At 67.6% G+C, this 25,324-nt stretch carries 26 protein-coding genes; 13 read left to right on the top strand and 13 right to left on the bottom strand.

The window, feature by feature from the left end:
- Positions 1–157 precede the first annotated feature (157 nt).
- From AC07PR_RS26675 to AC07PR_RS26665, 3 genes are all read left to right on the top strand, one after another.
- The gene (locus AC07PR_RS26675) at positions 158–982 is read left to right on the top strand and encodes a hypothetical protein (RefSeq protein WP_495137085.1); all 825 of its coding nucleotides are present in this window, start codon (positions 158–160) and stop codon (positions 980–982) included.
- Between the two features lie 113 nt (positions 983–1,095).
- Positions 1,096–3,222, top strand: coding sequence for a M13 family metallopeptidase (locus AC07PR_RS26670; protein ID WP_495137084.1), 2,127 nt, complete (start codon positions 1,096–1,098; stop codon positions 3,220–3,222).
- 43 nt (positions 3,223–3,265) lie between these two features.
- Positions 3,266–4,264 (top strand): hypothetical protein, encoded by a 999-nt coding sequence (locus AC07PR_RS26665; RefSeq protein WP_495137083.1) that lies wholly within the window; start codon positions 3,266–3,268, stop codon positions 4,262–4,264.
- Here the strand turns inward: AC07PR_RS26665 and AC07PR_RS26660 are convergent.
- A complete protein-coding gene (locus AC07PR_RS26660) occupies positions 4,257–4,628 on the bottom strand; it encodes an H-NS histone family protein (protein WP_377158978.1) in 372 nt (123 codons plus the stop codon). The two genes, AC07PR_RS26665 and AC07PR_RS26660, sit on opposite strands and share 8 nt — an antisense overlap.
- Positions 4,629–4,947: 319 nt before the next feature.
- Here AC07PR_RS26660 and AC07PR_RS26655 point away from each other — a divergent pair, with 319 nt between their 5' ends.
- Entirely contained in the window at positions 4,948–5,658 is a 711-nt protein-coding gene (locus AC07PR_RS26655) for a GntR family transcriptional regulator (RefSeq protein WP_495137082.1), read from the top strand.
- Between the two features lie 24 nt (positions 5,659–5,682).
- On the opposite strand, the gene AC07PR_RS26650 is transcribed toward AC07PR_RS26655, so the two are convergent.
- A complete protein-coding gene (locus AC07PR_RS26650; RefSeq protein ID WP_483108280.1) occupies positions 5,683–6,150 on the bottom strand; it encodes an Lrp/AsnC family transcriptional regulator in 468 nt (155 codons plus the stop codon).
- Positions 6,151–6,240: 90 nt separating this feature from the next.
- Here AC07PR_RS26650 and ilvB point away from each other — a divergent pair, with 90 nt between their 5' ends.
- Positions 6,241–7,974 (top strand): biosynthetic-type acetolactate synthase large subunit, encoded by a 1,734-nt coding sequence (gene ilvB, locus AC07PR_RS26645; RefSeq protein WP_495137081.1) that lies wholly within the window; start codon positions 6,241–6,243, stop codon positions 7,972–7,974.
- A gap of 137 nt (positions 7,975–8,111) precedes the next feature.
- Here ilvB and AC07PR_RS26640 read toward each other — a convergent pair whose 3' ends face one another.
- The 4 genes from AC07PR_RS26640 to AC07PR_RS26625 form a co-directional block, all read right to left on the bottom strand.
- Entirely contained in the window at positions 8,112–8,444 is a 333-nt protein-coding gene (locus AC07PR_RS26640) for a hypothetical protein (RefSeq protein ID WP_495137080.1), read from the bottom strand.
- A gap of 85 nt (positions 8,445–8,529) precedes the next feature.
- A complete protein-coding gene (locus tag AC07PR_RS26635; RefSeq protein WP_495137079.1) occupies positions 8,530–9,018 on the bottom strand; it encodes a PIN domain-containing protein in 489 nt (162 codons plus the stop codon).
- 14 nt (positions 9,019–9,032) lie between these two features.
- A complete protein-coding gene (locus tag AC07PR_RS26630; protein WP_495137078.1) occupies positions 9,033–10,073 on the bottom strand; it encodes a helix-turn-helix domain-containing protein in 1,041 nt (346 codons plus the stop codon).
- A gap of 72 nt (positions 10,074–10,145) precedes the next feature.
- Entirely contained in the window at positions 10,146–11,309 is a 1,164-nt protein-coding gene (locus tag AC07PR_RS26625; protein ID WP_495137077.1) for a mandelate racemase/muconate lactonizing enzyme family protein, read from the bottom strand.
- 136 nt (positions 11,310–11,445) lie between these two features.
- On the opposite strand from AC07PR_RS26625, the gene AC07PR_RS26620 reads away from it, so the two are divergent.
- On the top strand, positions 11,446–12,399 hold the full coding sequence (locus AC07PR_RS26620; RefSeq protein ID WP_483108276.1) for a LysR substrate-binding domain-containing protein: 954 nt from the start codon (positions 11,446–11,448) through the stop codon (positions 12,397–12,399).
- 90 nt (positions 12,400–12,489) lie between these two features.
- Positions 12,490–13,479 carry a tripartite tricarboxylate transporter substrate-binding protein gene (locus AC07PR_RS26615; protein ID WP_377158999.1) on the top strand — a complete coding sequence of 330 codons (990 nt, stop codon included), beginning with the start codon at positions 12,490–12,492 and terminating at the stop codon, positions 13,477–13,479.
- A gap of 48 nt (positions 13,480–13,527) precedes the next feature.
- Here AC07PR_RS26615 and AC07PR_RS26610 read toward each other — a convergent pair whose 3' ends face one another.
- The gene (locus AC07PR_RS26610) at positions 13,528–14,187 is read right to left on the bottom strand and encodes a GntR family transcriptional regulator (protein ID WP_377159002.1); all 660 of its coding nucleotides are present in this window, start codon (positions 14,185–14,187) and stop codon (positions 13,528–13,530) included.
- A gap of 204 nt (positions 14,188–14,391) precedes the next feature.
- Between AC07PR_RS26610 and pcaC the strand changes: the two genes are divergently transcribed.
- From pcaC to AC07PR_RS26585, 5 genes are all read left to right on the top strand, one after another.
- Complete coding sequence (gene pcaC / locus AC07PR_RS26605) at positions 14,392–14,790, top strand: 4-carboxymuconolactone decarboxylase (RefSeq protein ID WP_377159003.1); 399 nt, start codon at positions 14,392–14,394, stop codon at positions 14,788–14,790.
- A gap of 12 nt (positions 14,791–14,802) precedes the next feature.
- Positions 14,803–15,666 (top strand): NAD(P)-dependent oxidoreductase, encoded by an 864-nt coding sequence (locus AC07PR_RS26600; RefSeq protein ID WP_495137076.1) that lies wholly within the window; start codon positions 14,803–14,805, stop codon positions 15,664–15,666.
- A gap of 4 nt (positions 15,667–15,670) precedes the next feature.
- On the top strand, positions 15,671–17,062 hold the full coding sequence (locus tag AC07PR_RS26595) for an NAD-dependent succinate-semialdehyde dehydrogenase (protein ID WP_495137075.1): 1,392 nt from the start codon (positions 15,671–15,673) through the stop codon (positions 17,060–17,062).
- Between the two features lie 149 nt (positions 17,063–17,211).
- Positions 17,212–18,144, top strand: a complete 933-nt coding sequence (locus tag AC07PR_RS26590) for a tripartite tricarboxylate transporter substrate-binding protein (protein ID WP_495137164.1) — start codon at positions 17,212–17,214, stop codon at positions 18,142–18,144.
- A gap of 112 nt (positions 18,145–18,256) precedes the next feature.
- Positions 18,257–19,054 (top strand): GNAT family N-acetyltransferase, encoded by a 798-nt coding sequence (locus tag AC07PR_RS26585; RefSeq protein ID WP_495137074.1) that lies wholly within the window; start codon positions 18,257–18,259, stop codon positions 19,052–19,054.
- Here the strand turns inward: AC07PR_RS26585 and AC07PR_RS26580 are convergent.
- The 5 genes from AC07PR_RS26580 to AC07PR_RS26560 form a co-directional block, all read right to left on the bottom strand.
- Positions 19,002–19,706 carry an SDR family oxidoreductase gene (locus AC07PR_RS26580; RefSeq protein WP_377159011.1) on the bottom strand — a complete coding sequence of 235 codons (705 nt, stop codon included), beginning with the start codon at positions 19,704–19,706 and terminating at the stop codon, positions 19,002–19,004. The two genes, AC07PR_RS26585 and AC07PR_RS26580, sit on opposite strands and share 53 nt — an antisense overlap.
- A 101-nt stretch (positions 19,707–19,807) precedes the next feature.
- Positions 19,808–20,437, bottom strand: coding sequence for a TetR/AcrR family transcriptional regulator (locus AC07PR_RS26575; protein WP_495137073.1), 630 nt, complete (start codon positions 20,435–20,437; stop codon positions 19,808–19,810).
- Positions 20,438–20,499: 62 nt separating this feature from the next.
- The gene (locus AC07PR_RS26570) at positions 20,500–21,273 is read right to left on the bottom strand and encodes a hypothetical protein (RefSeq protein WP_495137072.1); all 774 of its coding nucleotides are present in this window, start codon (positions 21,271–21,273) and stop codon (positions 20,500–20,502) included.
- A gap of 60 nt (positions 21,274–21,333) precedes the next feature.
- On the bottom strand, positions 21,334–21,513 hold the full coding sequence (locus AC07PR_RS26565; protein ID WP_495137071.1) for a hypothetical protein: 180 nt from the start codon (positions 21,511–21,513) through the stop codon (positions 21,334–21,336).
- 35 nt (positions 21,514–21,548) lie between these two features.
- A complete protein-coding gene (locus tag AC07PR_RS26560) occupies positions 21,549–22,103 on the bottom strand; it encodes an STY0301 family protein (RefSeq protein ID WP_495137070.1) in 555 nt (184 codons plus the stop codon).
- Between the two features lie 257 nt (positions 22,104–22,360).
- Between AC07PR_RS26560 and AC07PR_RS26555 the strand changes: the two genes are divergently transcribed.
- Entirely contained in the window at positions 22,361–23,788 is a 1,428-nt protein-coding gene (locus AC07PR_RS26555) for an aldehyde dehydrogenase family protein (protein ID WP_495137069.1), read from the top strand.
- Between the two features lie 45 nt (positions 23,789–23,833).
- Here the strand turns inward: AC07PR_RS26555 and AC07PR_RS26550 are convergent, their stop codons facing one another.
- Complete coding sequence (locus AC07PR_RS26550; RefSeq protein WP_495137068.1) at positions 23,834–25,198, bottom strand: epoxide hydrolase family protein; 1,365 nt, start codon at positions 25,196–25,198, stop codon at positions 23,834–23,836.
- Positions 25,199–25,324 lie beyond the last annotated feature (126 nt).

The raw sequence follows: 25,324 nt of genomic DNA, 5'->3' as shown, positions 1-25,324 counted from the left end.
GGGCGCAGGGCGCTCCGTGCCGCTGGTTCGCGTCCCCCGGCAGGAGTGACGTCAGGGCGAGCTGAAAAAAACCCTGCTCGCTGCTGCTGCTTTTCCACTGATGCCTGCGCGTGGTCCTCGGTCTGCGCGCTCTCACCCTGGAAACGCGGCCGCAAAAATGAAAGTTCACTCTTCACAGACGACACTGCAACCCCCCGAGCTGGAGCCGGCGTCGGCGTCGGCGTCGGCGTCGGCTTCGGCACCCACGCCGGAAGAGGAAGGTGCGCTACCGGCTGTGCGCGCCGAACATCCGAACGATGCCGTCATCCGCGCTCAGAAGAAGGCGACAGCGCAACACTTCGCCGAGAAGGCCTTCAAGGAATCGCAGGCATTCAAGGAGTGGGGCGACGCCAGCACAGACAGAGGTCGCGCCTTGGACGCGTTCATGCGACGGGAAGTCGAGGTGCTGACGCGCAGGAATGACGCCGGTCCGCTCAAGCCTTTCAGGTCGAGTGATTCCTACGGTGCGGGCAAGGCGATCAAGGAATTCTGCAGCGAGCCGCTCAAGCACGAACATCGAGCCCTCCTTGAGCAGATCGAGGGAGACGTCGATCGCGCATTCGTCGACTTCTCGCTGGACAAGCCCTCCGCCAGAGCGTTGATTCTCGCGGCACGCATGTCCCACGTCGTCAAGGGGCTGAGCGATGGGCAGCTCGACAAGTGGATGAAACGGGTGACCACAGATAACTATTGCGCCGTCGTCAGCCGCATGTCCGACATGCGTGGGAATGGCGTCGACTACCGCAGGGTCATGGCAGACCGGCTGTGGCCGACCATGGCCCTGGTGCGCGCGGAGCACGACCGTCGCGCGGCGCTCCCGAAGCGGACGGAGCCGGCGGGTGCCACGGCGCCTGCTGATCCCACGGCCCTGCCTGATCCCGCAGCGCTGGGTCTTCGCGAGGAGCAGGGCCTCGACTATGAGCAGGTGACCCCGAAGGTCTGAGGCGCCGTCCCGGCACCGCGCCAAGACGGGTCAACCCGAGGTGTCGTCCGGCACCCTGCAGCGGGAGGCCGCTGGCGGAGAATGCCGGCAGCACACACTCTCCGCTGTCGAGCATGACCTCTCCCCTCCTCGCCCGCACCGCCGCGGCCGCGCTTATCGCGGCCGTTTCCTTTGGCGCCGCCGCCGACGCGCTCGCGCAGAACGCGACGCCGGCCGCAGCGGCCAGCGCAGGCGTCACCGCGGCGCCGGAAGGGCCGCTCGACCAGTTGCCCTACACGCCGAGTCTCGACACCGCGGCCATGGACCGCAGCGCCGATCCTTGCGAAGACCTCTACCAGTACGCCTGCGGCGGCTGGATGGCCGCCAATCCGATCCCGCCGGACCAGGCGCGCTGGTCGGTCTACGCCAAGATGGCCAACGAGAACCAGCGCTACCTCTGGAGCATCCTGGACAAGCTCTCGGCGGCCGACCCGCAGCGCACGGCGAATCAGACCCGCATGGGCGACTACTTCGCCGCCTGCATGGACGAGTCCGCCGCCGACCGCCACGCGCTGACGCCGCTGCGCCCGCTGCTGTCGCGCATCGATGCGCTCAAGGACCGGCGCGAGCTGCCTGCGCTGCTGGCCGCGCTGCACCTCGCGACCAACAACGAGCGCGTGCTCTTCCACTTCACGTCGGGCCAGGACATGGCCGACTCGACGCGCGTGATCGCGTTCGCTTACGCCGGAGGCCTGAGCCTCCCCGACCGCGAGTACTACTTCAAGGCCGACGACAAGTCGCGCGCGTTGCGCGACCAGTTCATCGCTCACGTGGCACGCAGCTTCGAGCTGCTCGGCGACACGCCCGAGGCCGCACGCACGCAGGCCCGGCAGGTGATGGCCCTGGAGACCGCATTGGCGCGGGCTTCGCTGAGCCGGGTCGACAAGCGCGACCCCTACAAGGGCTTCCATCCGATGAAGGCCGCCGGCCTGCAGGCATTGACGCCGGGCTTCGACTGGGCCGCTTACCAGCGCGGGCTGGGCCTGGACCCGCAGGCGACCTACAACGTCACCGAGCCCGCGTTCTTCAAGGCGCTGTCGAAGGAACTGCGCCAGCGCGACCTTGCGCAACTCCGCAACTACCTGCGTTGGCAGCTGGTCAGCAGCCAGGCGCCGACGCTGTCGGGCGCGGCTGTCCAGGCGAACTTCGAGTTCTTCGGCCAGACGCTGCAAGGCGTGCCGCAGCTGAAGGCCCGCTGGAAGCGCTGCGTCGAGCTGGTCGATGCGCAGCTCGGCGAGGCGCTGGGCCAGGAATTCGTCGCGCGCAACTTCAGCCCCGACCTGAAGGACAAGACGCTGACGATGACCAAGCAGATCGAGGACGCGATGGCCGCGCGCATCCGGTCGCTGAGCTGGATGAGCGAGACGACGAAGCAGCGCGCGCAGGAGAAGCTCCACGCGATCGTCAACAAGGTCGGTTACCCGGATCGCTGGCGCGACTACGGCGCCCTGACGGTGGCGCGCGACGACTTCGCCGGCAACGTGATGCGCGGCAACGACTTCGAGCTCAAGCGTCAGCTCGCCAAGATCGGCAAGCCGCTGGACCGTGGCGAATGGGGCATGACGCCGCAGACGGTCAACGCGTACTACGACGCGCAGATGAACGACATCAATTTCCCTGCTGGCGTGCTGCAGCCGCCGCTGTTCGATCCGAAGCTGGACGATGCGCCGAACTACGGCAACACCGGCGGCACGATCGGCCATGAGCTGATCCACGGCTTCGACGACGAAGGCCGGCAGTTCGACGCCAAGGGCAACCTGCGCGACTGGTGGACGAAGAAGGACGGCCAGGCCTTCGAGCAACGCGCGGCCTGCGTGACGAAGCAGTACGCGCAGTACGTGGTCGTCGACGACATCCGCATCAACAGCAAGCTGACGCTGGGCGAGGACCTGGCCGACCTGGGCGGCCTGGTGCTGGCGCACGCGGCGTGGAAGGCGCAGATCGCCGACATGTCGCCGAAGCCGGCGGACCGCGACGGCCTGACGCCGGAGCAGCGCTTCTTCGTCGGGTTCGCGCAATGGGACTGCAGCCACGCCCGACCTGAATATGCGCGGGTGCATGCGTTGACTGACCCGCATTCACCAGGGCGCTACCGGATCAACGGCGTCGCCGTGAACATGCCCGAGTTCGAACAGGCCTTCCGCTGCAAACCGGGGCAGAAGATGGTGAAGCCGGACGCGGAGCGCTGCCGGGTGTGGTGAGGCGGTTTTTCCGCCGAACCACGTGGGTTTGCATGAGTGACTGATGGATGGTCCCGGCCGCGCAACGCGTGCCGGGCCGATGTCTTTCCACTCCATCCGTCAGGCCATGCCCCTCCACCTTCCTCTCCGCACCTTTCAGTCGCCCACGACTGATCCCATCCACGACGATGCGTCGTCGACATCCGGTCCCGCGGACGTGGGGGCTGCGCCTCACGACGTCGATTCGGTGGTGCCATATCGCGCCGGCGCGAAGGAACTGAACTACATCCAGATCGAGTTTCAGAAGCATCCCCTGGGCGGCCGGCGCCTCAAGAAGAAGGCCGACGCCGACGTGCTCTACACCACGATCGACGCCATCCAGACGAAGGCGCTCAAGCTCGCATCACCGGGCATCGATGCGCATCGAGCACCGCCCAAGCCGTGTGCGGGCGGGTTGCGACCGCTACCGCCGCCACGGCCGCTACCGCCGGTACCGCTGCGAGTCCGGACGGCCGCCGCAGAACCGGCGGCGGCGATCCATGCCCCGTCGAAAGCCTCGGCCGTCCCGGCCAAGGACAGGTTGACGCTGGACCAGGCGCGCAAGGCCATGGAGTCCGTCGTCAAGGAAATGGTCCAGGAGTTCGTGACGTCTAATCCGGCGCGCTTCAAGAAATTGACAGGCGCATCGAAGGCGTCCTTCGGTGCAGGCGTTTCAGCGCAGACGCTGGCAGATCGTTTGAGAGGAGCGCGCTTCGAACAATGCGTCGACGCCTATGTCGTGGCCGCCCGTGCGGCGAAGCGCTTCGAGCCCCGGGAGATCCACGAACTGGCCGGAAAGGTCGCGTCGATGGCGACCCTCGAGGCGCTTTCCGAGTTGACGAAAGGGCAGAGAAGGGTCTTCGAGCGTCATGCGCGGAACCTGCCTGCGGCGGAGCGCGCCCTGCTGGCGTCGGAGCCCATCATGGATTCCATGGCGTGTGCGAACGCGCGCGACGGAGTCCTCCTGGCAATGAAGGACTTCCTGGCCGACAGTGCCACGCCGCGCGCGGTGGCACTCAGCTGATCAGCAGGTCCTCGGCCGTCTTCCCGGCGGCCAGCGCGTCCTTGAACCAGTTCGGGCGCTTGCCCACGCCGGTCCAGGTGCGACCGGCGCCGTCGTGGTACTTCGGGGCGCCCGCGCTGCGCGAGGCCTTGGCCTTGCGCGGACCCGCGGCGGCTTTCGCGACCTTGCCTGCCTTGGCCGCTCTGCCCCGGCCCGACGACTTCGTCGCGGCCGTGCCGAACAGCTCTTCGGCCGTGAGTCCGTAATGATCGATGGCCTCACGGATGCGCTCGACGACGCCGGAGATCTCCTTCGCGCGCAGCGACTCGGCTTCCTTCTTCAGCTTCTCGATCTGGGACAGGACTTGCTTCAAGGACTTGGCCATTCAACGGGCTCCATTCGGGTGTTTGACATCGGGCATTCGCCTCTAAGTCGCAGACCTCCCGGTCGCGACTGTAGCGCTTGGTGGTCACCGATGCGGAAACAACACAGCGACTTCCTTCGATGCGGGATCGATTCCACTGATTCCGGTAGGGTGCGGCGCGACAAATGCGTCGATGGGGCAGTCGATCCGGCGTCCGAATGCGCATTCATTGCGCTTCAGCAAGAACGCCGATTCAGGGTCGATTCGGCGTGGCAAAGGGCGTTCATCTCTCCGTAGAGTGATCCGTGATTCACCACAGTTCACCGGACGGAGTGCCGCGATGGTTCGTTCCACACACCCGATCAATACGCCGACCTATCTGCGGCTGCGCGACCAGATCCGCAGCGACATCGAGGACGGCTGCTGGCGGCTGGGGCAGCACCTGACGCTGCATGAGCTGAGCGCGCACTACAGCGTCAGCAATGTCCCGGTGCGGGAGGCACTGCTGCAGCTGCAGGGCGACGGCATGGTGGACATGCGGATGAACAAGGGCGCGGTGGTGCGGGCGGTCGACGCGCGTTTCATCGACGAGTATTTCGATGTCCGCGAGGCGTTGCAGTCCATGCTGCTGGCGCGGGCCTGCCGGACGATGGGAGCGGGCTCGGCGCAGACGCTGTCCGGCGTGAACGCGCTGCGGGGGCCGTTGGAGGACGCCACGCGCGCCGGCCGCGTGCGGGAGCTGCTGGCGGCGGACGAGGCCTTGCAGGATCACCTGGGTCGCCTGGGTGGCAACGACCAGGCCCTGGGCATGCAGGCGTCCCGCGGGCGTTTGCTGGAGGCATTCCGGCGCGCGCGGGTGGCGCTGTGGGCGCCGGAACTCGAGATCCTGGCCGCGCAGGGACGCGCGATGCTGCAGGCGCTGATGCACGCCGATCCCGCCATCGCCAACGAGGCGGTGCGCCGCCACGTGGCGGCGTCGCGCGCCTACATGCTGCGGATGCTGAAGGTGCCGGAATCGCCGGTGCCACCGACACCGCCGGTGCCGAGGTGACGATGTCTCGCGCCGCAGCCATCATCAAAGCGGCAGCGAGCTCGCCTTCAGGCAACGCAGCACGAAGCTCGACTTGCTGTGCCGCACGCCGGGGATCTTGTAGAGCTTCTCGCGCAGCAGCCGCTCGTAGTCACGCGTGTCTCGGACGGACAGGCGCAGCACGTAGTCGTAGTCCCCGGACACGAGATAGGCGTCGATCACCTCGGGGATCGCTTCGAGGTGCCGCGCGAACTCCGCCATCGCCGCGTCGGTGTGCTTGTTCAGCGTCAACTGGACGATGAGCTGCTCGGGGCGGCCGATCTTCTCGGCGTTGACCTTGACGGTGTAGCCCTCGATCACGCCCGACTCCTCGAGCCGCTTGATGCGCGTCCAGCACGGGGACGTCGTCAGGCCCACCTCGTCGCTGACTTCCTGGAGGCTGGCCCGCGCATTGCGCTGCAAGGCCCGCAGGATGGCGCGATCGAACTTGTCGAGCTTGATTTCCTGATCCATGTCGATTTTGAAGGAAAGTTTGCTGCGATGGCGATTCTAGAAGGCAAGAACGGCAACGCTTCCCGGGAGGGCCCCGGGATACTGACCCGCATGAATGCATTGATCGACGGCGCCGTGATGGGCGCCCCTGAAGCCACGACGCGCAACGGCGCGCAGACGCTCCTCGACACGCTGGTCGCCTGCGGAGTCGACACCGTCTTCGGCTATCCCGGCGGCGCGGTGCTGCCGCTGTATGACGCGCTGCATGGCGAGCCGCGGCTGCGGCACATCCTGGTCCGTCACGAGCAGGCGGCCGTGCACGCCGCCGAGGGCTACGCGCGCAGCACGGGACGCCTGGGCGTGGTGCTGGTGACCTCGGGGCCGGGCATGAGCAACACGACGACGGGGTTGCTGGACGCACTGTGCGACTCGATCCCGGTGCTCTGCATCAGCGGGCAGGTGAGCAGCGCCGTGATCGGCACGGATGCGTTCCAGGAGTGCGATGCGTTGGGCATCTCGCGCCCGGTGACGAAGTGGAACGCGCAGTTGCGGCCCGGCGACGATGTGGCGGCGCGCGTGCGGCAGGCCGTGGACATCGCGCGGGGCGGGCGGCCGGGGCCCGTCCTGCTGGATGTGCCCAAGGACGTGCAGCTGGCGCCAGCGCGTCAGACCTCGAGCCTGCCGATCAGGACGCTCAGGGAGATGCCCGCCGTGGACGTGCGCGCGGTCGAGCAGGCGGCGGACTGGATCGCGACAGCGCAGCGCCCGGTGTTCTACGGCGGCGGCGGGCTGATCAACGCAGGGGACGTGGCCTGCGCGGCGTTTGCGGCCTCGGTCGCGCTGAGCGGCGCGCCCTGCACGCTGACCTTGATGGGGCTCGGCGCGCTGCCTGCGTCATCGCCGGAGTGGTTGGGCATGCTCGGCATGCACGGCACGCTGGAGGCCAACCTGGCGATGCATCACGCCGACCTGATCGTGTGCGCGGGCGCGCGTTTCGACGATCGGGTGACGGGGCGCCTGGACAGCTTCGCCCCCAACGCCCGGGTGATCCATCTGGACGTCGATCCGGCGTCGATCGACAAGGTCCGCCGCGCGGATCTCGCGCTGTGCGGCGATGCACGCGTGCTGTTGCCAAGGCTGCGGCGCGCGCTGGAGCAACGCGCGATGCCGCTGGAACGGCTCGTGGACTGGTGGAGGCGCATCGACGCCTGGCGGTCGCAGCGTTCGCTGGCCTTCGAGGACACGCCGGACGTGATCGCCCCGCAGGCGTTGATGACGCGGCTGCAGGCACAACTCGCCGGTCGCGACGCGATCGTGTCGACCGATGTCGGCCAGCATCAGATGTGGGCGGCGCAGCACCTCGCGTTCGAGCAGCCGCGGCGATGGCTGACTTCGGGCGGCGCAGGCACGATGGGTTACGGCCTGCCCGCGGCGATCGGGGCGCAGGTGGCGCATCCGGACCGGCTGGTCGTCTGCGTCAGCGGGGACGCGTCGATCCTGATGAACCTGCAGGAGATGGCGACGGCGCGCCAGCATCGCGCGGCGGTCAAGGTCGTGCTCTGCAACAACGGGCACATGGGCATGGTGCGGCAATGGCAGGAGCTCCACCATGGCGAGCGCTACAGCCACAGCTACAACGCGTGCATGCCGGACTTCGTCGCGGTCGCGAAAGGCTTCGGGTGGGAGGCCTTGCGCGTCGATCGCCGGGAGAACCTCGACGCCGCGCTGTCCGAGTGCCTGGCGAGCGACGGTCCGTACTTCCTCGACGTCGCCGTCGCGCCGGTGGAGAACTGCTTCCCGATGATCCCGGCGGGGAAAGGGCATCAGGAGGTGATGCTTCGATAAGCGGATATGACTGAGCGAGAACCCAAGCCTCCGATCGCTCATCCGACTCGAAGACGATGCATTCAGGGTCGCGCCAAAAGCGAACGCCCGGTATCCCCGGGCGTTTCTCATTTCCGATCACCCATCGGAGCCGCGCTTTACTGCAGCACGAGCTCCAGGATCCGGCAGTACCCCGCGCCGTCTTCCTCGACATACAGCGAGACGTTGCGCCCTTGCGAATACGCCATCAGCAGCGTCGCGATCTTGCCCTTCGAGCCGGAATCGGCCTCGTTGACGAACGCCCAGTTCTGAAGGCAACCGGCCGAGTCCGGCAAGCCTTGGACGCGGAAGTAGTAGTTGTTCCCGCCGGACACGTAGGGACCGGCCGGCTTGAAGGCGCCGGTGAATCGGCCCGGGGCGGCATTCGCCATCATCGGCAGCGTCATGGCTGCCAGCGCCAGCATGGCAAAGCCTCTCGTCATCTTGTTCATCATTCATCCTCCCTGGAGTTGAGCGGCGGATGTTAACGAGGGAAATTGACGCGCGATGGTGCCCACGATCGGCGCCGGGCGGCGATCATCCGCCCCATGCCTTCTGTCGTCGGTGGCATTCGTCCGCCGGAAGGCGGGATCCGGCTGTCAGCATGGCATCCAGCGCCGCCGCCAGACGTCGCCGTTCGACGATGTCCTCTGCCAGTAGCTGGTCCAGCAACCACAGCGCACCATGCACGGCCATGCCGTCCTTCTGAGCTTGCCGCCGCAGACGCCCATCCCCGGTGAGCAATGGCAGGCCCAGTTGCCGGGCGAGGAAGTAGCAGGACACGTCAGCCAACGAGCTGTTGTTGTGCTCGGCGGTCAAGCTCATCAGCGACGCGATCGCGCCGCTGTCGAGTGTCTCGACCACCAAGCCTCGCTGTGTGAGTTCGTCGTGCGCGAGGTCTTGCAGTTCATCGAGCACGAAGTCCGTGCTGCAGAACGTGAACGGAAGTCGGAACAGATCATCGAGCAGGCCGGCGTTCCGGAAATCAATCCAGATGTTGGTGTCGCTGACGTAGATCCGCCGCATCCATGCCTCTGCATTCAGGCCAGCGCGGGATCAAGCGCACCCACAGGCCGCTGCAGGAGTTCCGCCGCGCGCGATGCAGTGAAGAGTCCCTCGGCCAACCCCCAGAAGACCAGCGATTCGAAACGGCGTGGCTGCTCCGGCAGCAACGGCTCAGGTTCGGCGCTGCGCCAGCCCGCTTGTGCGAACTGGATGACGGCAGACCTGTAGCCGGATTCGTTCAGCAGTCCGAGGTCCTTCAGACGTCGAAGAGCCGCCTGCATGGACACGCCATATCGCCGCTTCGCGTTCAGCAGCTCGCCGGGATGAACACGCGACCGCCGATGGCTGCCGAAGTCCATCAGCACCTGCTCGCCCGGATAGAGGAACGCCCCTGCAAATCGATGGCAGCAACGCTCCTTCTCCGGCTCGGGCATGTCGCCCGGCAGCGCCATCACCCAATGACCGAGTTCGTGGGCCGCGGTGAAGCGCACGCGCTCGCCAGGACGTGAGGTGTTGAGCGCGATCAGGACGTGCTTGACGTCGTCGGTCGCCGCGCAGGCCCCGTCGAAATCGTCCCGTCCGTCGATCAACGCAATCTTGATCCCTCGCTCTTCAAGGAGCTGGGTCAGGTTGGCGATGGCATCGCGACCGATGCCCCAGTCGTTCCGCAACTGACCCGCAGCCGCCTCTGCCTCGTCGATCGACGAGACTGGCAGCGCTTGAGGCGTCGTCGGCTCGATCCGGACGTCCACCGCGTCGAAGCAGCGTTCCAGCGCGAGGTAGCGCTCAAGGTGGTCCCGCATCTGCTCTTCCACCTGGCGTTGCCGGTACTTCGGCATGCGGGCCAGTTTGCGGAATTCGAGCGGGGCGAGCTTGACCGCCTCGGCACGGAAGAAGTACTCCGGGCGTACGCCCAGGGCCTTTGAGAATTGAAGCAGGCGAGTCGAGTTCGGCACGGCATCGCCGCGCTCGAACTTGCTCAGCGCCTGCTTGGTGATGTCACCGACGGCCTGCGCCAGATCGTCGAGGCTCAGGCCCTTCAGCACGCGGGCCCGCCGGAGTCGGTCGTGGATCATCGCGTTCTCCCAGGTTGACGAATATTCTACTGCTGATCAATTCGTCAACCCACGAGCCCACGACCGTTGGCGTCACGAAGACAGGTGCTTCATCACCGCGTAGAGGTCCGACTTCCCCTCGAACCCGATCCCCGGCAGGTCCGGCAACGTGACGTAGGAGTTCTCCACCTTCACCCCGTCAGGGAAACCGCCGAAGGGCTGGAACAGGTCCGGATACGACTCGTTGCCGCCCAGGCCCAGGCCGGCCGCGATGTTCAGCGACATCTGGTGCCCGCCGTGCGGCACGCAGCGGCTCGCGGACCAGCCGTGTTCCTTGAGCATGTCCAGCGTGCGCAGGTACTCGACCAGGCCGTAGCTCAGCGCGCAGTCGAACTGCAGCCAGTCGCGGTCCGGCCGCATGCCGCCGTAGCGGATCAGATTGCGCGCGTCCTGCATGGAGAACAGGTTCTCGCCCGTCGCCATCGGATTGGCGTAGTAGTTGCGCAGCGTCGCCTGCAGCTCGAAGTCCAGCGGATCGCCGGCTTCCTCGTACCAGAACAGGTCGTACTTCGACAGCGCCTTCGCATACGCGATCGCCGTGTCCAGGTCGAAGCGCCCGTTGGCGTCGACGCACAGCTTCTGCCCGTCGCCCAGCACGCTCAGGATCGAGTCGATGCGGCGCAGGTCCTCGTCCAGCGACGCGCCGCCGATCTTCTTCTTCACCACCGAGTAGCCGCGGTCGATGTAGCTCCGCATCTCGTCCTTGAGCTTGCCGTGGTCCTGGCCCGGGTAGTAGTAGCCGCCCGCGGCATAGACGAAGACCTTGCGGTCCGGCGTGCCGGTGCCGTAGCGCTCGGCCAGCAGCTGGAACAGCGGCTTGCCTTCGATCTTCGCGACCGCGTCCCACACCGCCATGTCGATGGTGCCGATGGCGACGGAGCGCTCGCCGTGACCGCCGGGCTTCTCGTTGGTGAACATCGCGTCCCAGACCTTGTGGGCGTCGAGGATGCCGCGGCTGTCCAGCAGCGAATCGGGATCGGCCTCGAGGATGCGCGGGATGAAGCGCTCGCGCATCAGCGTGCCCTGGCCGTAGCGGCCGTTGGAGTTGAAGCCGTAGCCCACCACCGGCTTGCCGTCGCGGATCACGTCCGTGATGACCGCCACGAGGCTCAGGGTCATCTTGCTAAAGTCGATGTAGGCGTTGCGGATGGGGCTGCTGATTGGCAGCGTCTTTTCTCGGATCTCGACGATCTTCACGGGGAACTCCACTTCAGGTTGGCTCGAATGGGTCGCATGATCCCGCCGCACCCCCTCGCGAGGCCAATTCAGTTTTCTTAGCTTTTGATGCCTTGCGGGCACCGCCTCCTCGCCCCCTGCTTCCACCCCCACCGCCATGACCCTGAACCTGAGCTGGATCGATGACTTCATGGTGCTGGCCGCCAGCGGCAACTTCTCGCGCGCGGCGGAAGAGCGCCACATGACGCAGCCCGCCTTCAGCCGGCGCATCCGCGCGCTGGAGGAGTGGCTGGGCACGGACCTCTTCGATCGAAGCTCCCAGCCCGCGCGGCTGACCGACGCAGGCGTGTGGTTCCGAAAGACCGCCCAGGAGCTGCAGGCGCACGTCGCCCGCGTCCCCGGCGAGGCGCGCGCCATCGCGGAAGCCAGCTCGCAGACGCTGCGCTTCGCGGCGACGCATGCGCTGTCGTTCTCGTTCATGCCGCGCTGGCTGCGCGCGCTGGAGGCCCGCACCAGCGTCGGTCCGGTGAACCTCGTCTCCGACACCCAGCAGAAATGCGAGGCGCTGCTGCTGCAGAGCCAGGTGCAGTTCGTGCTCGCGCATGGGCACCGGCAGGTGCAGGGGCCGTTGGACGAGGCGGCGTTCGCCCGCGTGGTCGTCGGCCAGGATGAACTGCTGCCGGTCTGCGCGCCCGATGCGGACGGCGGGCCGGCGCATCCGCTCGAATCCGGGAAGGGATCGAAGGGGGCCGCGGTACCGCTGCTCGCCTACAGCTCGGAGTCCGGGCTGGGTCGGATCCTGCGCGAGGTCAAGGGCACGGCGCTGGACCGGCTCAACGTGCAACCGGTGTTCACGGCGCATCTGGCGTCGGTGTTGCGCACGATGGCGCTGGACGGCCGCGGTGTGGCCTGGCTGCCGAAGATCCTCATCGGCGACGACCTCTCCGCTGGGCGGCTGGTGGTCGCCGGGGGCAAGGACTGGCACCTGGACCTCGACATCCGCCTGCATCGCGATCGCGGCGCGATGGGCGCGGCGGCGGAGACGTTCTGGGCGGCGGTGGCCGGCGGTGCCGGCGCGGCATCAAAGCCAACAAATCCGGCATTGGTGTGAAGCGGCGCGGGTCTCGATGATCGGCACAGGCCGGGGCGGTCGCCTCGGGCAGAGCCACAGATCCCATCAGAGGACATCGAGGAGACACGCATGGACAAGATCCGCAGGCGGCTGGCGTTGACCGGCATCGCGGTGGCGCTGGGCGTCGTGACGACGCTGGCGCGCGCCGAATTCCCGGACAAGCCGGTGACGCTGATCGTGCCGTTCGCGGCCGGCGGGCCGTCGGACAAGATCGCCCGCGACCTGGCCGAGGCGCTGCGCAAGAAGCTCGGCCAGACGGTCATCGTCGAGAACGTCGGCGGCGCGGGCGGCACGCTGGGCACCTCGCGCGTGGCCAAGGCGCCGCCGGACGGCTACACGCTGCTGGTGCACCACATCGGCTTCGCGACCGCGCCGTCGCTCTACCGCAAGCTGCCGTACAAGGGCATCGACGACTTCGCCTTCCTCGGCCTGATCAACGAGGCGCCGTCCACGCTGATCGCCAAGCCGTCGATGCCGGCCAAGACCTTCGACGAGCTGCGCAAGGTCATCGCGGCCGACCCGTCGAAGATCAACCTCGCGCATGCCGGCGTGGGCTCTGCGTCGCAGCTGTGCGGGCTGATGCTGCAGTCGGCGCTGAAGACCAACCTGACCTCGGTGCCGTACAAGGGCACCGGCCCGGCGATGACCGACCTGATGGGCGGCCAGGTCGACCTCATGTGCGAGCAGGCCACCAACGCCGTGCCGCAGATCGAGGGTGGCAAGGTCAAGGCCTACGCCGTGACCAGCACGCAGCGGATGGCGCTGCCGGCGCTGGCCGCGTTGCCGACGCTGTCGGAGGCCGGGCTGAAGGACTTCAGCGTGACCGTGTGGCACGGGCTCTACGCGCCGAAGGACACCCCCGCGCCGGTGCTGAAGAAGCTCAACGACGCGCTGAAGGCCGCGTTGAAGGACCCGGACCTGGTCAAGCGTTCGGAGGCGCTCGGCATCAGCGTCGTCAACGACGGCCGGCTCGAACCGGCCGGCCACAAGCACTTCGTCGAGACCGAAGTCGCGCGCTGGAAGAAGGTGATCGAGGCGTCGGGGCAGTACGCGGATTGATCGCCGATTGACGCCCACCGCCGCTCCCAACGGGAGCGGCGGTAGCCCTCAACCCATGCTGCGGAGCACGTTCTCCGCCGCCTGCTTCACATGCTCGCCGCACAACCGCGCGGCGAGCTCGCCGTCGCGCTGCTCGATCGCCGTGACGATCGCATCGAGCTCCCGCAGCGTCTCGGGCAGCCGCCCCGGCTGCGCCATCGAGATGCGGCGCAGCACCGTCACGCGGTTGTTCAGCTGCTTCAGCATCTGCCCCGCCACGGTGTTGCCGCAGCCCTCGACCAGGATGTCGTAGAACTGGTTCTTGATCGTGAGGATCCGGGCCCGGTCGCCGGCGGCATGCGCCTGCGCGAGCTCGGTCAGCTTGGCGCGCAGCGCCGCCCGCTGGGGGTCCGACGCGTTCGTCGCGAAGCCACGTCCGGCCAGGCTCTCCAGGCTGGCGCGGACCTCGTAGATCTCGCGCACCTCGTCGCGCGAGATGCTGGTCACCTCCGGCCCGCGGTGCGGAATGATCGTGATGAGCCCCTCGGCCTGCAGGTGCTGCAGCGACTCCCGCACGCAGGAGCGGCTGACGTCCAGGCTCTCGCAGAGCTCCCGCTCCGACAGCTTCTGACCCGGCGCGAGCACGCCGTCCAGGATGGCGGTGCGCAGCGCCTGGGTGGCGCGCTGGCGCAGTGACGTCTCTTCGCGGGCAACTTTGACGAGGCTCATGAGCCGGATCCTACCTGTGGGCGGGCGATGTCCAGACGGACAGATCACCTGATGTTCATACAGACGGATTGTCATACAACACGTCCACCGCGCTTTCAATCCTCGTATTCCTAGTGTCGGATTGTCAGACAATCCGACTACATTGGGCCATCGACCGGCCGCAGACGGCTCGTCTCGTCCCCACCCCATCACCAGGAGTTTCCGATGACCCGTGCGTACGCCCCGAAGAACCAGGCCCTGTTCGACCAAGGTCTCTCGACCCGCCGCGAGGTGCTCGGCGCCGAGTACGTCGACGCCTCGATCAAGAACGCCACGGACTTCAACATCGACATGCAGGAGCTGGTCACGCAGTACTGCTGGGGCGACGTGTGGAACCGACCGGGGCTGGACCGCCGCACGCGCTCCTTCCTGAACCTGGCCATGATCACCGCGCTGAACCGCCCGCACGAGCTGAAGCTGCATGTGCGCGGCGCCATCAACAACGGCCTGACCCGCGACGAGATCAAGGAAGTCTTCCTCCAGACGGCGATCTACTGCGGCGTGCCGGCGGCGATCGACTCGTTCCGGGTCGCCGCCGAGGTGTTCAAGGACATGGACGCCTGAGGAGCCGCCGCCATGACCCGCATCGGATTCATCGGCCTGGGCATGATGGGCACGCCCATGGCCCACCTGCTGCACGCCGCCGGCCACGAGCTGGTCGTGCAGGACGCGCGGCCGGAGGTCGCCCGGGCCTTCGCTGACGCCCACGCCGGCGCGCGCATCGCCAGCGGCGCCTCGGACTTCGCGGCCTGCGAGGTCCTCGTGACCATGCTGCCGAACTCGGACATCGTCGACGCCGTCGTGGGGCCGCTGGCCGCGCAACTCCAGCGCGGCGCGGTGGTGGTGGAGATGAGCTCCGCCGATCCCAATCGCACCCGCGCGCTCGCCGAGCGTCTGGGCGAGGCCGGCATCACGCTGATCGACGCGCCGGTCTCGGGCGGTGTCAAGAAGGCCGTGGGGGGCACGCTCGCCATCATGGTGGGCGGCGACGTCCCCGCCTTCGAGCGGGTGCGTCCGGTGCTGGAGACGATGGGCAAGGCCATCACCCATGTCGGCCCGGTCGGCGCCGGCCATGCGCTGAAGGCGCTGAACAACTACGTGTCCGCCGCCGCGCTGATCGCCACCGCGGAAGCGATCCATGTGGGCGAGGCCTTCGGCATCGACCCGGCCACGATCGTCGATGTGATCCAGGCCTCGACCGGGCGGAACAACACGACCGAGAACAAGGCCCACCAGTTCATGCTGAACGGTGCGTTCAACTCGGGCTTCTCGCTGGCGCTGCAGGCGAAGGATGTGGGCATCGCCGCGTCGCTGGGCCGCACGATGGGCCTGCCGATGGCCCTGGCGCAGGACGTGTACGCGATGACCGCGGAGGCCTCCGAATCGCTCGGCCCGGCCGCGGATCACACCGAGCTCTTCCGTTTCGTCGGCAGGGCCTGACGCGATGAGCGCTTCCTTCGACGTCGTCAACCCCGCGACCGGCGAGCGCGTCGCGCAGGTGCGCAAGGCCTCGGCGCCAGAGGCGCAGGCGGCCATCGAGGCGGCGCGCATCGCACAGGTCGATTGGCGGCGGCGCGGCGGTCACGCCCGCGCCGAAGTGCTGCAGCGTTGGTTCGAGCTCGTCATCGCGAAGACCGACGAACTGGCACGCGTCATGCTCTCCGAGCAAGGCAAGCCGCTGGCGGAAGCGCGCGCCGAGATCGTCTATGCCGCGAGCTACATCCGCTTCTACGCCGAGGAGGCGCGGCGCTTGCATGGCGAGACGATCCCGGCCTCGTCGCCGGATCGGCGGCAGCTCGTCGTGCGCGAGCCGGTGGGCGTCTGCGCCGCGATCACGCCGTGGAACTTCCCCGCCGCGATGATCACGCGCAAGGTGGCGCCGGCGCTCGCGGCCGGCTGCACGATGGTGCTGAAGCCGTCGGAGCTGACGCCGCTGACCGCATTGCGACTCGCGGAGCTCGCGCTCGACGCCGGCCTCCCGGTCGGCGTGCTGAACGTCGTCATCGGTGATGCTGTCGAGATCGGCGCGGCGCTCACGTCGTCGCCGACGGTGCGGATGCTCAGCTTCACCGGCTCCACGCCGGTGGGCCGCCTGCTGATGGCGCAATGCGCGCCGACGGTGAAGAAGCTCGGTCTGGAGCTCGGCGGCAATGCGCCGTTCATCGTCTTCGACGATGCGGACCTCGACGCGGCGGTGGAGGGCGCGATCGCCTCCAAGTTCCGCAACGCCGGCCAGACCTGTGTCTGCGCCAACCGGCTCTTTGTGCAACGCGGCATCTACGAGGACTTCGCGGCGCGGCTGATCCAGCGTGTCCGCGCGCTGCGGACCGGCAACGGCCTGGAAGAAGGCGTGACGCAAGGTCCGCTGATCAACGAGGCGGCGCGGCGCAAGGCGCTGTCGCACGTGCGCGATGCGCTGGACCGCGGCGCACGCCTGGGCACAGGCGGCCAGGCGATCGACGGACCCGGCTGGTTCATGCAACCGACCGTGCTGCTCGACGTGAAGGCGGGCATGCGCTGCCTGGACGAGGAGACCTTCGGTCCCGTCGCGCCGCTGGTGGCCTTCGACACCGAAGCGGAGGCGATCACCTGGGCCAACGCGAGCGAGTTCGGCCTGGCGAGCTACTTCTACTCGCGCGATGTCGCGCGCTGCTTCCGCGTCGCGGAGGCGATCGAGTCGGGGATGGTCGGCATCAACACCGGCGCGATCTCGAGCGAGACGGTGCCGTTCGGCGGCATCAAGCAATCCGGGCTGGGGCGCGAAGGCTCCCGGCACGGCCTGGACGAATACACCGAGCTGAAGCTGATGAGCTTCGGCGGCATCGGCGCGGCCTGACGGCTCGCGTCGAGGCGCATTTCATTTCCTTCATCGACAGACACGCAGCGGCCGGCGATGGACCGGAGGCGCACTTCCTTACCCCCTTGGAGCGAGACATGCGAAAGATTGCGAAGAAGGTCCTGACCGTCACGGTGACGACGGTATCGATGGCGTTGGCCACGGCGGCATCCGCCGCGTATCCGGACAAGCCGATCACGATGGTGATTCCCTACGCGACGGGCGGCTCCACCGACGTGATCGGCCGGCTGATCGCCGAAGCGATGACGCGCGACCTGGGCCAGCAGGTGATCGTGGAGAACGCGGGTGGCGCCGGCGGCACGATCGGCACGGCCAAGGTGGCGCGGGCGCCGGCTGACGGCTATACGGTGCTGCTGCACAACATGGGCATCGCGACGGCGCCGGCGCTGTATCCGAAGCTGCCGTTCGATGCCACGAAAGACCTGGTGCCGATCAGCTTGGCGGGTGACGTGCCGATGATCCTGGTGGGGAACAAGGACTTCGCGCCGGCGACGGTCGCCGAGGTCATCAAGCAGATGAAGGCCAAGCCCGGCGAGGTGCGGTTCGCGCATGCGGGCGTCGGCGCGACCTCGCATCTCTGCGCGATGCTGTTCAGCCAGACCACGAACACCACGGTGACGATGGTGCCGTACCGCGGCACCGGGCCGGCGCTGCAGGATGTGATCGCCGGCAATGTCGACCTGATCTGCGACCAGCCGGTGGCGACGGGCCCGCACGTGGCCTCGGGGGCGCTCAAGGCGTATGCGATGGCGACCAAGGCGCGCGTGTCGCAGCTGCCGAACGTTCCCACCTTCGCCGAAGGCGGCCTGCCCGGTTTCGAGCTGGCCGTGTGGCACGGGGTCTATGCGCCGAAGGGCACGCCCGCGCCGGTCGTGACGCGCCTGAACACGGCGCTGCGTCATGCGCTGGTGGATCCCAACGTCGTGAAGCGCTTCCAGGAGATGGGCGTCGTCCCGCCGCAAGGCGACCGCCTCAAGCCGCAGGCGCTCGGCACGCAGACGGCCGCTGAGATCAAGAAGTGGGATCCGGTGATCAAGGCGGCCGGCGCGAAGGCGGAGTGATCACGCAACAGGGCGGCGTCGGGCGAGGAGAAACCGGCGCGTCGTGAATGACCGCCGGGATGTCGCGGGCGACTGTGGCGCCACGACCGCTGACCGCCTAGAGTGCTGGCGCATGAACATCGCGCCGACTTCCCCTGTCCCTCAGCCTCCCGACGACTCGCCGCTCGATCATGTGGTCTGGCATGCGCTCACCAGCCGTCAAACCTCGTTGGCCGTCAGCGAGGGTGATGCCCGACGATTCCTGCCGGACGTCGCCCCCTTCGGGGCGATCCGCCCGCCGTCGAACGGCTCGCCTGAACAACTGTCGGCACTGCTGCGCGTCGGATCTCCCGTCGTCCTCGTGACGGCGGAGGACGAACGTCCGTTCGGTGGCATCGTGCCGATCAAGCGGGCGCCGGTCGACCAGATGGTACTGGTGGATGCATCGGCGCTGGCGCCCGTGCCGGACATCGAGACGCTGACGCTCGGTGCCACGGACGTGCCGGACATCCTCGAGCTCGTGCGTGCGACGCAGCCCGGGCCCTTCGGGCTCCGCACCCTCGAGCTGGGCCGCTACATCGGCGTTCGGCTGGAAGGACGGCTCGTGGCGCTGTCGGGCGAGCGGATGAAGGTGCCCGGCTTCACCGAAGTCAGCGCGGTCTGCGTCGACCCCTCGTGTCGTGGCCGCGGCTTTGCCGCGTCGCTGATGAAGGCGGTCGCGCAGGGCATCTTCGACCGTGGTGAGACGCCCTTCCTGCACGTGTTCAGCGACAACGTCACGGCGATCGCGCTCTACGAGCGCCTGGGCTTCCGCCTGCGACGCCGGTTCAGCGTGAACTTCTTCGACGCGTCGAGCGCCCTTGCGGCACCCGGCACGCTCAGCGCGCCAGCGGATCCATCAGGTACACCCCGTCCGACAGCGCCTTCTTGACCTGGCGCGTCGAGTCGTCGACGGTGATCTCGACGGCGCCCTGTTCGATCCCATCGAGCGAATCTCGCACCACGTCTTCGGGACGGGCCTTGGGCACGTCGAAGTCCCGGATCATGTCCGTGTCGATGAAGCCGCCGTGGAAGCCGGCGACCAACGTGCCCTGCGGCGCGAGCTCGGCACGCAGGCTGTTGGTCAGCGCCCAGGCCGCGGCCTTGCTGACGCCGTAGGCGCCGAGCATCGGCGTGTTCACCCAGCTGAGGATGGACAGCATGTTCAGGATCGCGCCGCCGCCGTTGCGGCCCAACACCGGCGCGAACTCGCGTGCGACATGGAAGATGCCGAACAGATTGGTCTCGAGCTGCTCACGCAGGACGATCTCGGCGTTGTCGCTCGCGATCCCGCCGACCCGGCCGATGCCGGCGTTGTTGATCAGCAGCGTGACGTCGCCGCAGGCGCGTGCCGCAGCAGCGGCCTGCTCGGGCTTGGTCACATCGAGCTGCACCGGCACGACGCCGGGCAGCGTGATGGTCGAGATGTCGCGCGCCGCCGCGTAGACCTTCTTCGCGCCGCGGGCCAGCGCCTGTTTCGCGAATTCGAGCCCGAGGCCCCGGTTCGCACCGGTGATGAAGACGACGGCATCCTTGATCTGCATGGAACTTCCTTCTGCGCCGCAGCGCGTTGATTTCATATGACGCACGTCATATATGTGGGCAAAGAGAAGGGACCCGAGAGTCCCTGAGCGAAAAACAGGAATCAGCGCACGGGGCGTGCGGACCGTGCCGGCTGCGCGGCTTCGGTGTGTTGAGCCAGCAGTGAGCGCTTCGTGCTGGCGAGGATGGCGAGCGCCTGGTCCCTGTCGCCGACGGCGCGGGCCAGTTGCAAGGCGCCGATCAGCGTTGCGGCGATCGGCCAGGCGGCCTCTGCGGGAGCGTCAGGCCCCAGCGCCTCCGAGACCATCCGCTGAAGCTGCAGCACGAGGCCACGTCCTTCGTCCTGGACGGCGCTCGATTGGCGAGGCATCTCCGAGACCAGCGCGGCGACGGGGCATCCGCACTCGATGTTGTCGAGGCCGGCCTCATGCAGATAGGTTTCCACCACCGCGCGAAACGGCGGGACGCCCGCGGCGATGAGGCGGTCGACATGGCCTTGATGGACCTGCCGGCTGTCCTGCCCCGCGCGCACTGCGGCGGCGATCAGCAGATCGTCGCGAGACGGGAAATGCGCATAGAAGCCGCCGTGCGTCAGCCCGGCCTGCTTCATCACGTCCGCCACGCCCACGCCGTCGAAGCCGGCGCGCCGGACGGTGCGGGAGGCGACGTCGAGGATGCGGTCGCGGGATTCTTCCTTGCGGGTGGAACGGGAAGAGGAGGACGAGGCGCTCATGGAGACGAAGAATAATATGACGACCGTCATACGTCAAACAATTTGCAGATGAAGTGAACCTGTCAATCACGCGCGCGCGCCATTACTTGCTCGACACGGGCCAGTTCCGGCTTGGATTGATCGCCGACCGCCACCTTGCGCAGGTTGGGAAGCGCTTTGTCTGCCGCTTGGAGGTTCTCGGGCGTCCAGGCATTCCTCGACGTGCGCGAAAGGTAATACAGCGCGTTCAGCAAGCCACTCGGCGACAGGCGCTCTGCACTTCCGGGGGAAAGCTTGCCGATGACCAGACCGGCGGCAGAGGAGGAATCCGCGAACTCGCGTTGCAGTCGACCCGTGGCCGAGCGTCGAATGTCGGACGAACGTCGGTCGTCCATGTCATTGACCAGCCGTTCCAGCTCGCTGGCTTCGATCTTCGCAATCACGACTCGACTCTGTATGGCAGCTTGACGGACCTTGTCGCTAGGCGACTGTTGCAAGCCGGCTAGGAGCGTGTCTGCTTCTCCGCCCGTCAGCGCCATCCTCACCATCGCCAAGGTCGCACTGCGTTTGACTGGGTCGTCATCCGAGAGTGCCGGCACCAGCGAATAGACCCACTTGAACCGTTCGACGCGCTCCCTCGACTCTTCGATTCCCGTCGAGCGCTTCCGAATCTCCTCTTCCAGCGCCTGGCCACGCTCCTTGAGATCTTGAGCTCGTCGCTCAAGCTGCTGCTGGGACTGATCGATTGCGGACTTGGTTACCTGGTTGGCATAGGTGAGTGCAATGGTGACGATGGAGCCGACGACGCCTACAACGGCAGCGATTCGGTCGATCGTTGACTTCGGAGCGTCCGTCATGGTGCTGCCTCATCTGGTGGTCAATGCACCGTACTAGACACCCCTCGATGAGATTCGTCGTCAGCCCGATTGGGGACGGGTCGGCATCCTGCGGCCGTTGGGCGTGTTGACGCTCGCGCTGGCCCATAGACAGGGCTTGACGCTGATCGACTGGGCCTGGACAGGTGTTGTTGCGGCCAGCAGGGCGAGCGACAGATCGATCACGGAAATGAACGCGGGACGGAAAGCGATGGCGCGCATGACGGAGGTCATGAGACGGACTGGCCCCGAAATTCTCAGCGGCAGGAAGCCGACAGCATTTTCAGCAGACCACTGGGGGCGGCAGTCGAAACAACCGTGCATTCGCTGTATCCGGTCAGCGGGTGGACGAGCGCCTGCGTCGTCGCTCGATAAAGGCAGACCGCGAAGGCGCTCTCGTATTGAGCGACGTTCCACGTCAGCGTTTCAGTCAATCCACCGCGCGCATCGCGCTTGTTCGACGCCTTGTCGTTGATGGTGGCGTCGGAGACTTCGACGGGGCCAAGGATGACTCGGAAGCCGGTCAATTCGTGCTTGGGATAAGGCGTGGCGGTCGTCACCGTGAAACCGTCGGGCACCGTGTCGAGCTTCTGCTCGGTCCGGGGCAACTCGATCGGACATTCAAAAGGGGCGGGCGCTGCGTGGAGATGCGGCGCCACCAAGCTGAGCACCAGCAATGCCGCCGCGGTTGAAGTCCAGCGTTTCACCGTTGGATGGTCGCGCAAGGCGTCCGTTGTTTCAGCAGGAGCGCCTTGCCCTTGTTCTGGCTGGGAAGCGGCATTGGCCCAAGTGCCAACGGCGGCTGAGGTCATCAGTGCGGGCTCGAAGTGGAAGGCGGAATGTATCCATCCCGGCGTTCAGAGGTCTTTGACTTTCGTCAAAGCCGCCAGCCAGATCACCCATCGTCCAGCCATTTTGCCGACCCGCCACGCGGCGAAGGTTCTCCGCCGTGCTCTTTCCGTTTCTCCGCTGGCGGCTGGGCCATGGCCCTGGAAACCTTCGTATGGTTACCTGTCGTTGTGGTGCTCCCTACATTGATGGCTTCCCGTATTCCTTGAGGGCATCAGCCATGCTGAACATCGAGCACAGCTACATCGACGGCCGCTTCGTTCCGACCGCGGGGGACGAGATCGTCGAGATCGTGAACCCCGCCAGCGAGGCCGTCATCGGCCGCGCAAGGCTGGCCAACCGCGAGGACGTCCGACGCGCCGTCGACGCCGCGGCGAGGGCGCAGCCGACCTTCGCGCGGACCTCGAAGGCCGAGCGCATCGGCATGCTCGAGCGCCTGCAGGCGGCGATGCTGTCCCACGCCGATGCGCTGCGGGAGTCCTCCATCCTCGAGTACGGCGGTCCCTTCTCTCGCTCGCAATGGGTGTCGACCTACGCGGCCGAATGCCTCGGGCAAGCGGCGCGCACGCTGGAGCATTACGTCTTCGAACGCCCGGCGGGCGCGGACGGCATCTCGACACTGCGCATGGAACCCGTCGGCGTGGCGGGACTCTTCGCGCCATGGAACGCCGCGGCCGGGACGATGGCGAGCAAGCTGGCCGGCGCGCTGGCCGCCGGCTGCGCCACCGTCGTGAAGCCCAGCGAGCTGAGCCCTTGGCAGGCGCAGGTGATGGCCCAGGCCGTCGACGACGCCGGCCTGCCGCCGGGTGTCGTGAACATCGTGACCGGCCGGGGCGCGGACGTCGGCGCGGCACTCAGCAGCCATCCCGCGGTCACGAAGTTGTCCTTCACCGGCTCGACCCCCACCGGCAAGCTCATCGCGCAGGCCGGCATCGAGGGCCTGAAGCGCGTCAGCCTGGCGCTGACAGGCAAGTCCGCGTCCTTGCTGCTGGATGACGCAAGGCTGGATGTGGCCGTGCCGCTCGCCGTCGCCGCCGCTTTCATGAACAGCGGCCAGGCGTGCGTGGCCGGCACGCGGCTGCTGGTCTCGCGGCACCGGATGGCGGAGGTCGTGGCGCGCGTGCAAGCCGCCGTGGCCGCCCTGCGGGTCGGAGACCCGGGCGATCCGGCAACGGCCGTCGGCCCCATGGTCGGCCGTGCCCACTTCGAGCGCGTCCAGTCCTATATCCACCGCGGAATCCAGCAAGGCGCGACGCTGGTGGTCGGCGGGCCTGGTCGCCCGCCCGGCATCGAGCGCGGCTGGTTCGTGCAGCCCACGGTGTTCGCCGACGTCCGCAACGACATGACCATCGCCCGCGAGGAGATCTTCGGTCCGGTGCTGTCCATCCTGGCGGTGGACGACGAGGACGACGCGGTGTCGGTCGCCAACGACTCGCCGTACGGGCTGCAGGCCTATGTCTTCTCCGACGACATCGCCGCGGCGAGACGCATCGCCGCCCGCCTGCAGGCGGGCACGGTGCTGATCAACCGCGTGGCGCCGGATCTGCTGGCGCCGTTCGGCGGGGTCAAGCAGTCGGGCCTGGGACGGGAATTCGGCGTGATGGGGATGGAGGCTTTCCTGGAGCCCAAGACCATCACCGTCGGCTGAACACCGGGCGGCGAGCCGCCGCCCGGCAGGCGGCGGCCGACAGACTCAGCGCAGCGAACGGAAGGCCGCCCGCATCTCCGAGGCGAAGAGTTCCGGCTGCTCCCACGCGGCGAAGTGTCCGCCGCGATCCACTTCATGGAAGTAGGCCAGGGTCGGATACGCCCGTTCGGTCCAGGACCTCGGCGCGCGATAGATCTCGCCGGGGAAGATCGTGACGGCGACCGGCAGGCGGATCTGCGCGGTGCGCTGGTGCTCGGCGCTGAAGTTGTTGTTGTTGTTCTCCCAGTAGAAGCGCGAGGACGACGCACCGGTGTCGCTCAGCCAGTAGAGCGTGATGTCGTCGAGGATCTCGTCCTTGGACAGCACGCGCTCCGGGTGGCCGTCGCTGAAGGTCCATTCGGCGATCTTCTCGAACATGAACGCCGCCAGCGTGGCCGGCGAGTCGCACAGCGCGTAGCCGATGGTCTGGGGCCGCGTGACCATCAGCGCGCCGTACGCCGCGTTGCGCGCGAAGAAGCGGCTCAGGGTCTCGAAGGCGACGCGCTCCGGCGTGGAGAGCCCCGCCGGCGCCGCGTCGCCGGCATTGATCGGCTTGACGAGTTCCGGAGGCACGGTCGGCGGCATGCTGACGTGGATGCCCGCCAGTCCCGGCACCTGGAGCCGCGCCATCGCGTTGGAGATCACCGAGCCGTGATCGCCGCCTTGCGACACGTAGCGTGCATAGCCGAGCCGTTCCATCAGCACCGCCCAGGCCTGCCCCACGCGCTCGGGGCCCCAGCCCAACTCCGTCGGCCGACCCGAGAAGCCGTAGCCGGGGATCGACGGAATGACCACGTCGAAGGCGTCCGTCGCCGCGCCGCCGTACGCGGTCGGATCGGTCAGCGGACCGATGCTCTTGACCATCTCCAGGATCGAGCCGGGCCAGCCGTGCGTGATCAGCAGGGGCAGGGCGTTCGGGTGTCGCGACTTCACATGCAGGAAGTGGATGTCCACGCCGTCGATCTGGGTGACGAACTGGGGAAGCGCATTCAGCGAGCGCTCGAGACGACGCCAGTCGTACGGCCCGCCCCAGTAGGCGCAGAGCTTGCGCAGCGTCGCCAGCGGCACGCCTTGCGAGGTGTCACGCACCGTCTCCCGGTCGGGCCAGCGCGTGGTGGCCAGACGTCGCCGCAGGTCGTCCAGCGCCGCCTGCGGGACGGCGATGCGGAACGGCCGGATGCTGGCATCGCCCGCGGCGACCTGCGTGGGTCCGGCGCCGACGGCGCCGCTCCAGGAGGCGCTGGCCGTGGCGCCGTGGCTGGCCTCGGCGGACCGGGTCAGCAGGCTCAGACCGGATGCGCCTGCGATCGCGGAAGCAGCGAGGAAGTGACGTCGGGCGGCATCGGCGCGCGGCGGATTCGAGTCGGACATGTGGGTTCTCCAGAAGAGAGTGGGTCAAGGCGACGCATCACATCAAAACCGGCGCGTGCGGCCCATAGCACCCTCGTTCAGCAGGCTGCAACCAAGGTATGGGCCCCGGGCGCCGCCGCGATGACG

The sequence above is a fragment of the Roseateles sp. GW821-FHT09H11 genome (genome assembly GCF_059415845.1).
The sequence above is the reverse complement of the archived record's forward strand: the minus strand, read 5'-3'. Positions and strand labels throughout refer to the sequence as shown.

Bases quoted from the DNA above. Each gene is read 5' to 3' on its own strand.
- AC07PR_RS26570 (WP_495137072.1), bottom strand. From the start codon at position 21,273: ATGACGGACGCTCCGAAGTCAACGATCGACCGAATCGCTGCCGTTGTA.
- AC07PR_RS26630 (WP_495137078.1), bottom strand. From the start codon at position 10,073: ATGATCCACGACCGACTCCGGCGGGCCCGCGTGCTGAAGGGCCTGAGC.
- AC07PR_RS26675 (WP_495137085.1), top strand. From the start codon at position 158: ATGAAAGTTCACTCTTCACAGACGACACTGCAACCCCCCGAGCTGGAG.
- AC07PR_RS26565 (WP_495137071.1), bottom strand. From the start codon at position 21,513: ATGCGCGCCATCGCTTTCCGTCCCGCGTTCATTTCCGTGATCGATCTG.
- AC07PR_RS26660 (WP_377158978.1), bottom strand. From the start codon at position 4,628: ATGGCCAAGTCCTTGAAGCAAGTCCTGTCCCAGATCGAGAAGCTGAAG.
- ilvB (WP_495137081.1), top strand. From the start codon at position 6,241: ATGAATGCATTGATCGACGGCGCCGTGATGGGCGCCCCTGAAGCCACG.
- AC07PR_RS26555 (WP_495137069.1), top strand. From the start codon at position 22,361: ATGCTGAACATCGAGCACAGCTACATCGACGGCCGCTTCGTTCCGACC.
- pcaC (WP_377159003.1), top strand. From the start codon at position 14,392: ATGACCCGTGCGTACGCCCCGAAGAACCAGGCCCTGTTCGACCAAGGT.
- AC07PR_RS26615 (WP_377158999.1), top strand. From the start codon at position 12,490: ATGGACAAGATCCGCAGGCGGCTGGCGTTGACCGGCATCGCGGTGGCG.
- AC07PR_RS26580 (WP_377159011.1), bottom strand. From the start codon at position 19,706: ATGCAGATCAAGGATGCCGTCGTCTTCATCACCGGTGCGAACCGGGGC.
- AC07PR_RS26595 (WP_495137075.1), top strand. From the start codon at position 15,671: ATGAGCGCTTCCTTCGACGTCGTCAACCCCGCGACCGGCGAGCGCGTC.
- AC07PR_RS26665 (WP_495137083.1), top strand. From the start codon at position 3,266: ATGGATGGTCCCGGCCGCGCAACGCGTGCCGGGCCGATGTCTTTCCAC.
- AC07PR_RS26620 (WP_483108276.1), top strand. From the start codon at position 11,446: ATGACCCTGAACCTGAGCTGGATCGATGACTTCATGGTGCTGGCCGCC.
- AC07PR_RS26560 (WP_495137070.1), bottom strand. From the start codon at position 22,103: ATGACCTCAGCCGCCGTTGGCACTTGGGCCAATGCCGCTTCCCAGCCA.
- AC07PR_RS26650 (WP_483108280.1), bottom strand. From the start codon at position 6,150: ATGGATCAGGAAATCAAGCTCGACAAGTTCGATCGCGCCATCCTGCGG.
- AC07PR_RS26670 (WP_495137084.1), top strand. From the start codon at position 1,096: ATGACCTCTCCCCTCCTCGCCCGCACCGCCGCGGCCGCGCTTATCGCG.
- AC07PR_RS26655 (WP_495137082.1), top strand. From the start codon at position 4,948: ATGGTTCGTTCCACACACCCGATCAATACGCCGACCTATCTGCGGCTG.
- AC07PR_RS26585 (WP_495137074.1), top strand. From the start codon at position 18,257: ATGAACATCGCGCCGACTTCCCCTGTCCCTCAGCCTCCCGACGACTCG.
- AC07PR_RS26635 (WP_495137079.1), bottom strand. From the start codon at position 9,018: ATGCGGCGGATCTACGTCAGCGACACCAACATCTGGATTGATTTCCGG.
- AC07PR_RS26590 (WP_495137164.1), top strand. From the start codon at position 17,212: ATGGCGTTGGCCACGGCGGCATCCGCCGCGTATCCGGACAAGCCGATC.
- AC07PR_RS26640 (WP_495137080.1), bottom strand. From the start codon at position 8,444: ATGAACAAGATGACGAGAGGCTTTGCCATGCTGGCGCTGGCAGCCATG.
- AC07PR_RS26575 (WP_495137073.1), bottom strand. From the start codon at position 20,437: ATGAGCGCCTCGTCCTCCTCTTCCCGTTCCACCCGCAAGGAAGAATCC.
- AC07PR_RS26610 (WP_377159002.1), bottom strand. From the start codon at position 14,187: ATGAGCCTCGTCAAAGTTGCCCGCGAAGAGACGTCACTGCGCCAGCGC.
- AC07PR_RS26600 (WP_495137076.1), top strand. From the start codon at position 14,803: ATGACCCGCATCGGATTCATCGGCCTGGGCATGATGGGCACGCCCATG.
- AC07PR_RS26550 (WP_495137068.1), bottom strand. From the start codon at position 25,198: ATGTCCGACTCGAATCCGCCGCGCGCCGATGCCGCCCGACGTCACTTC.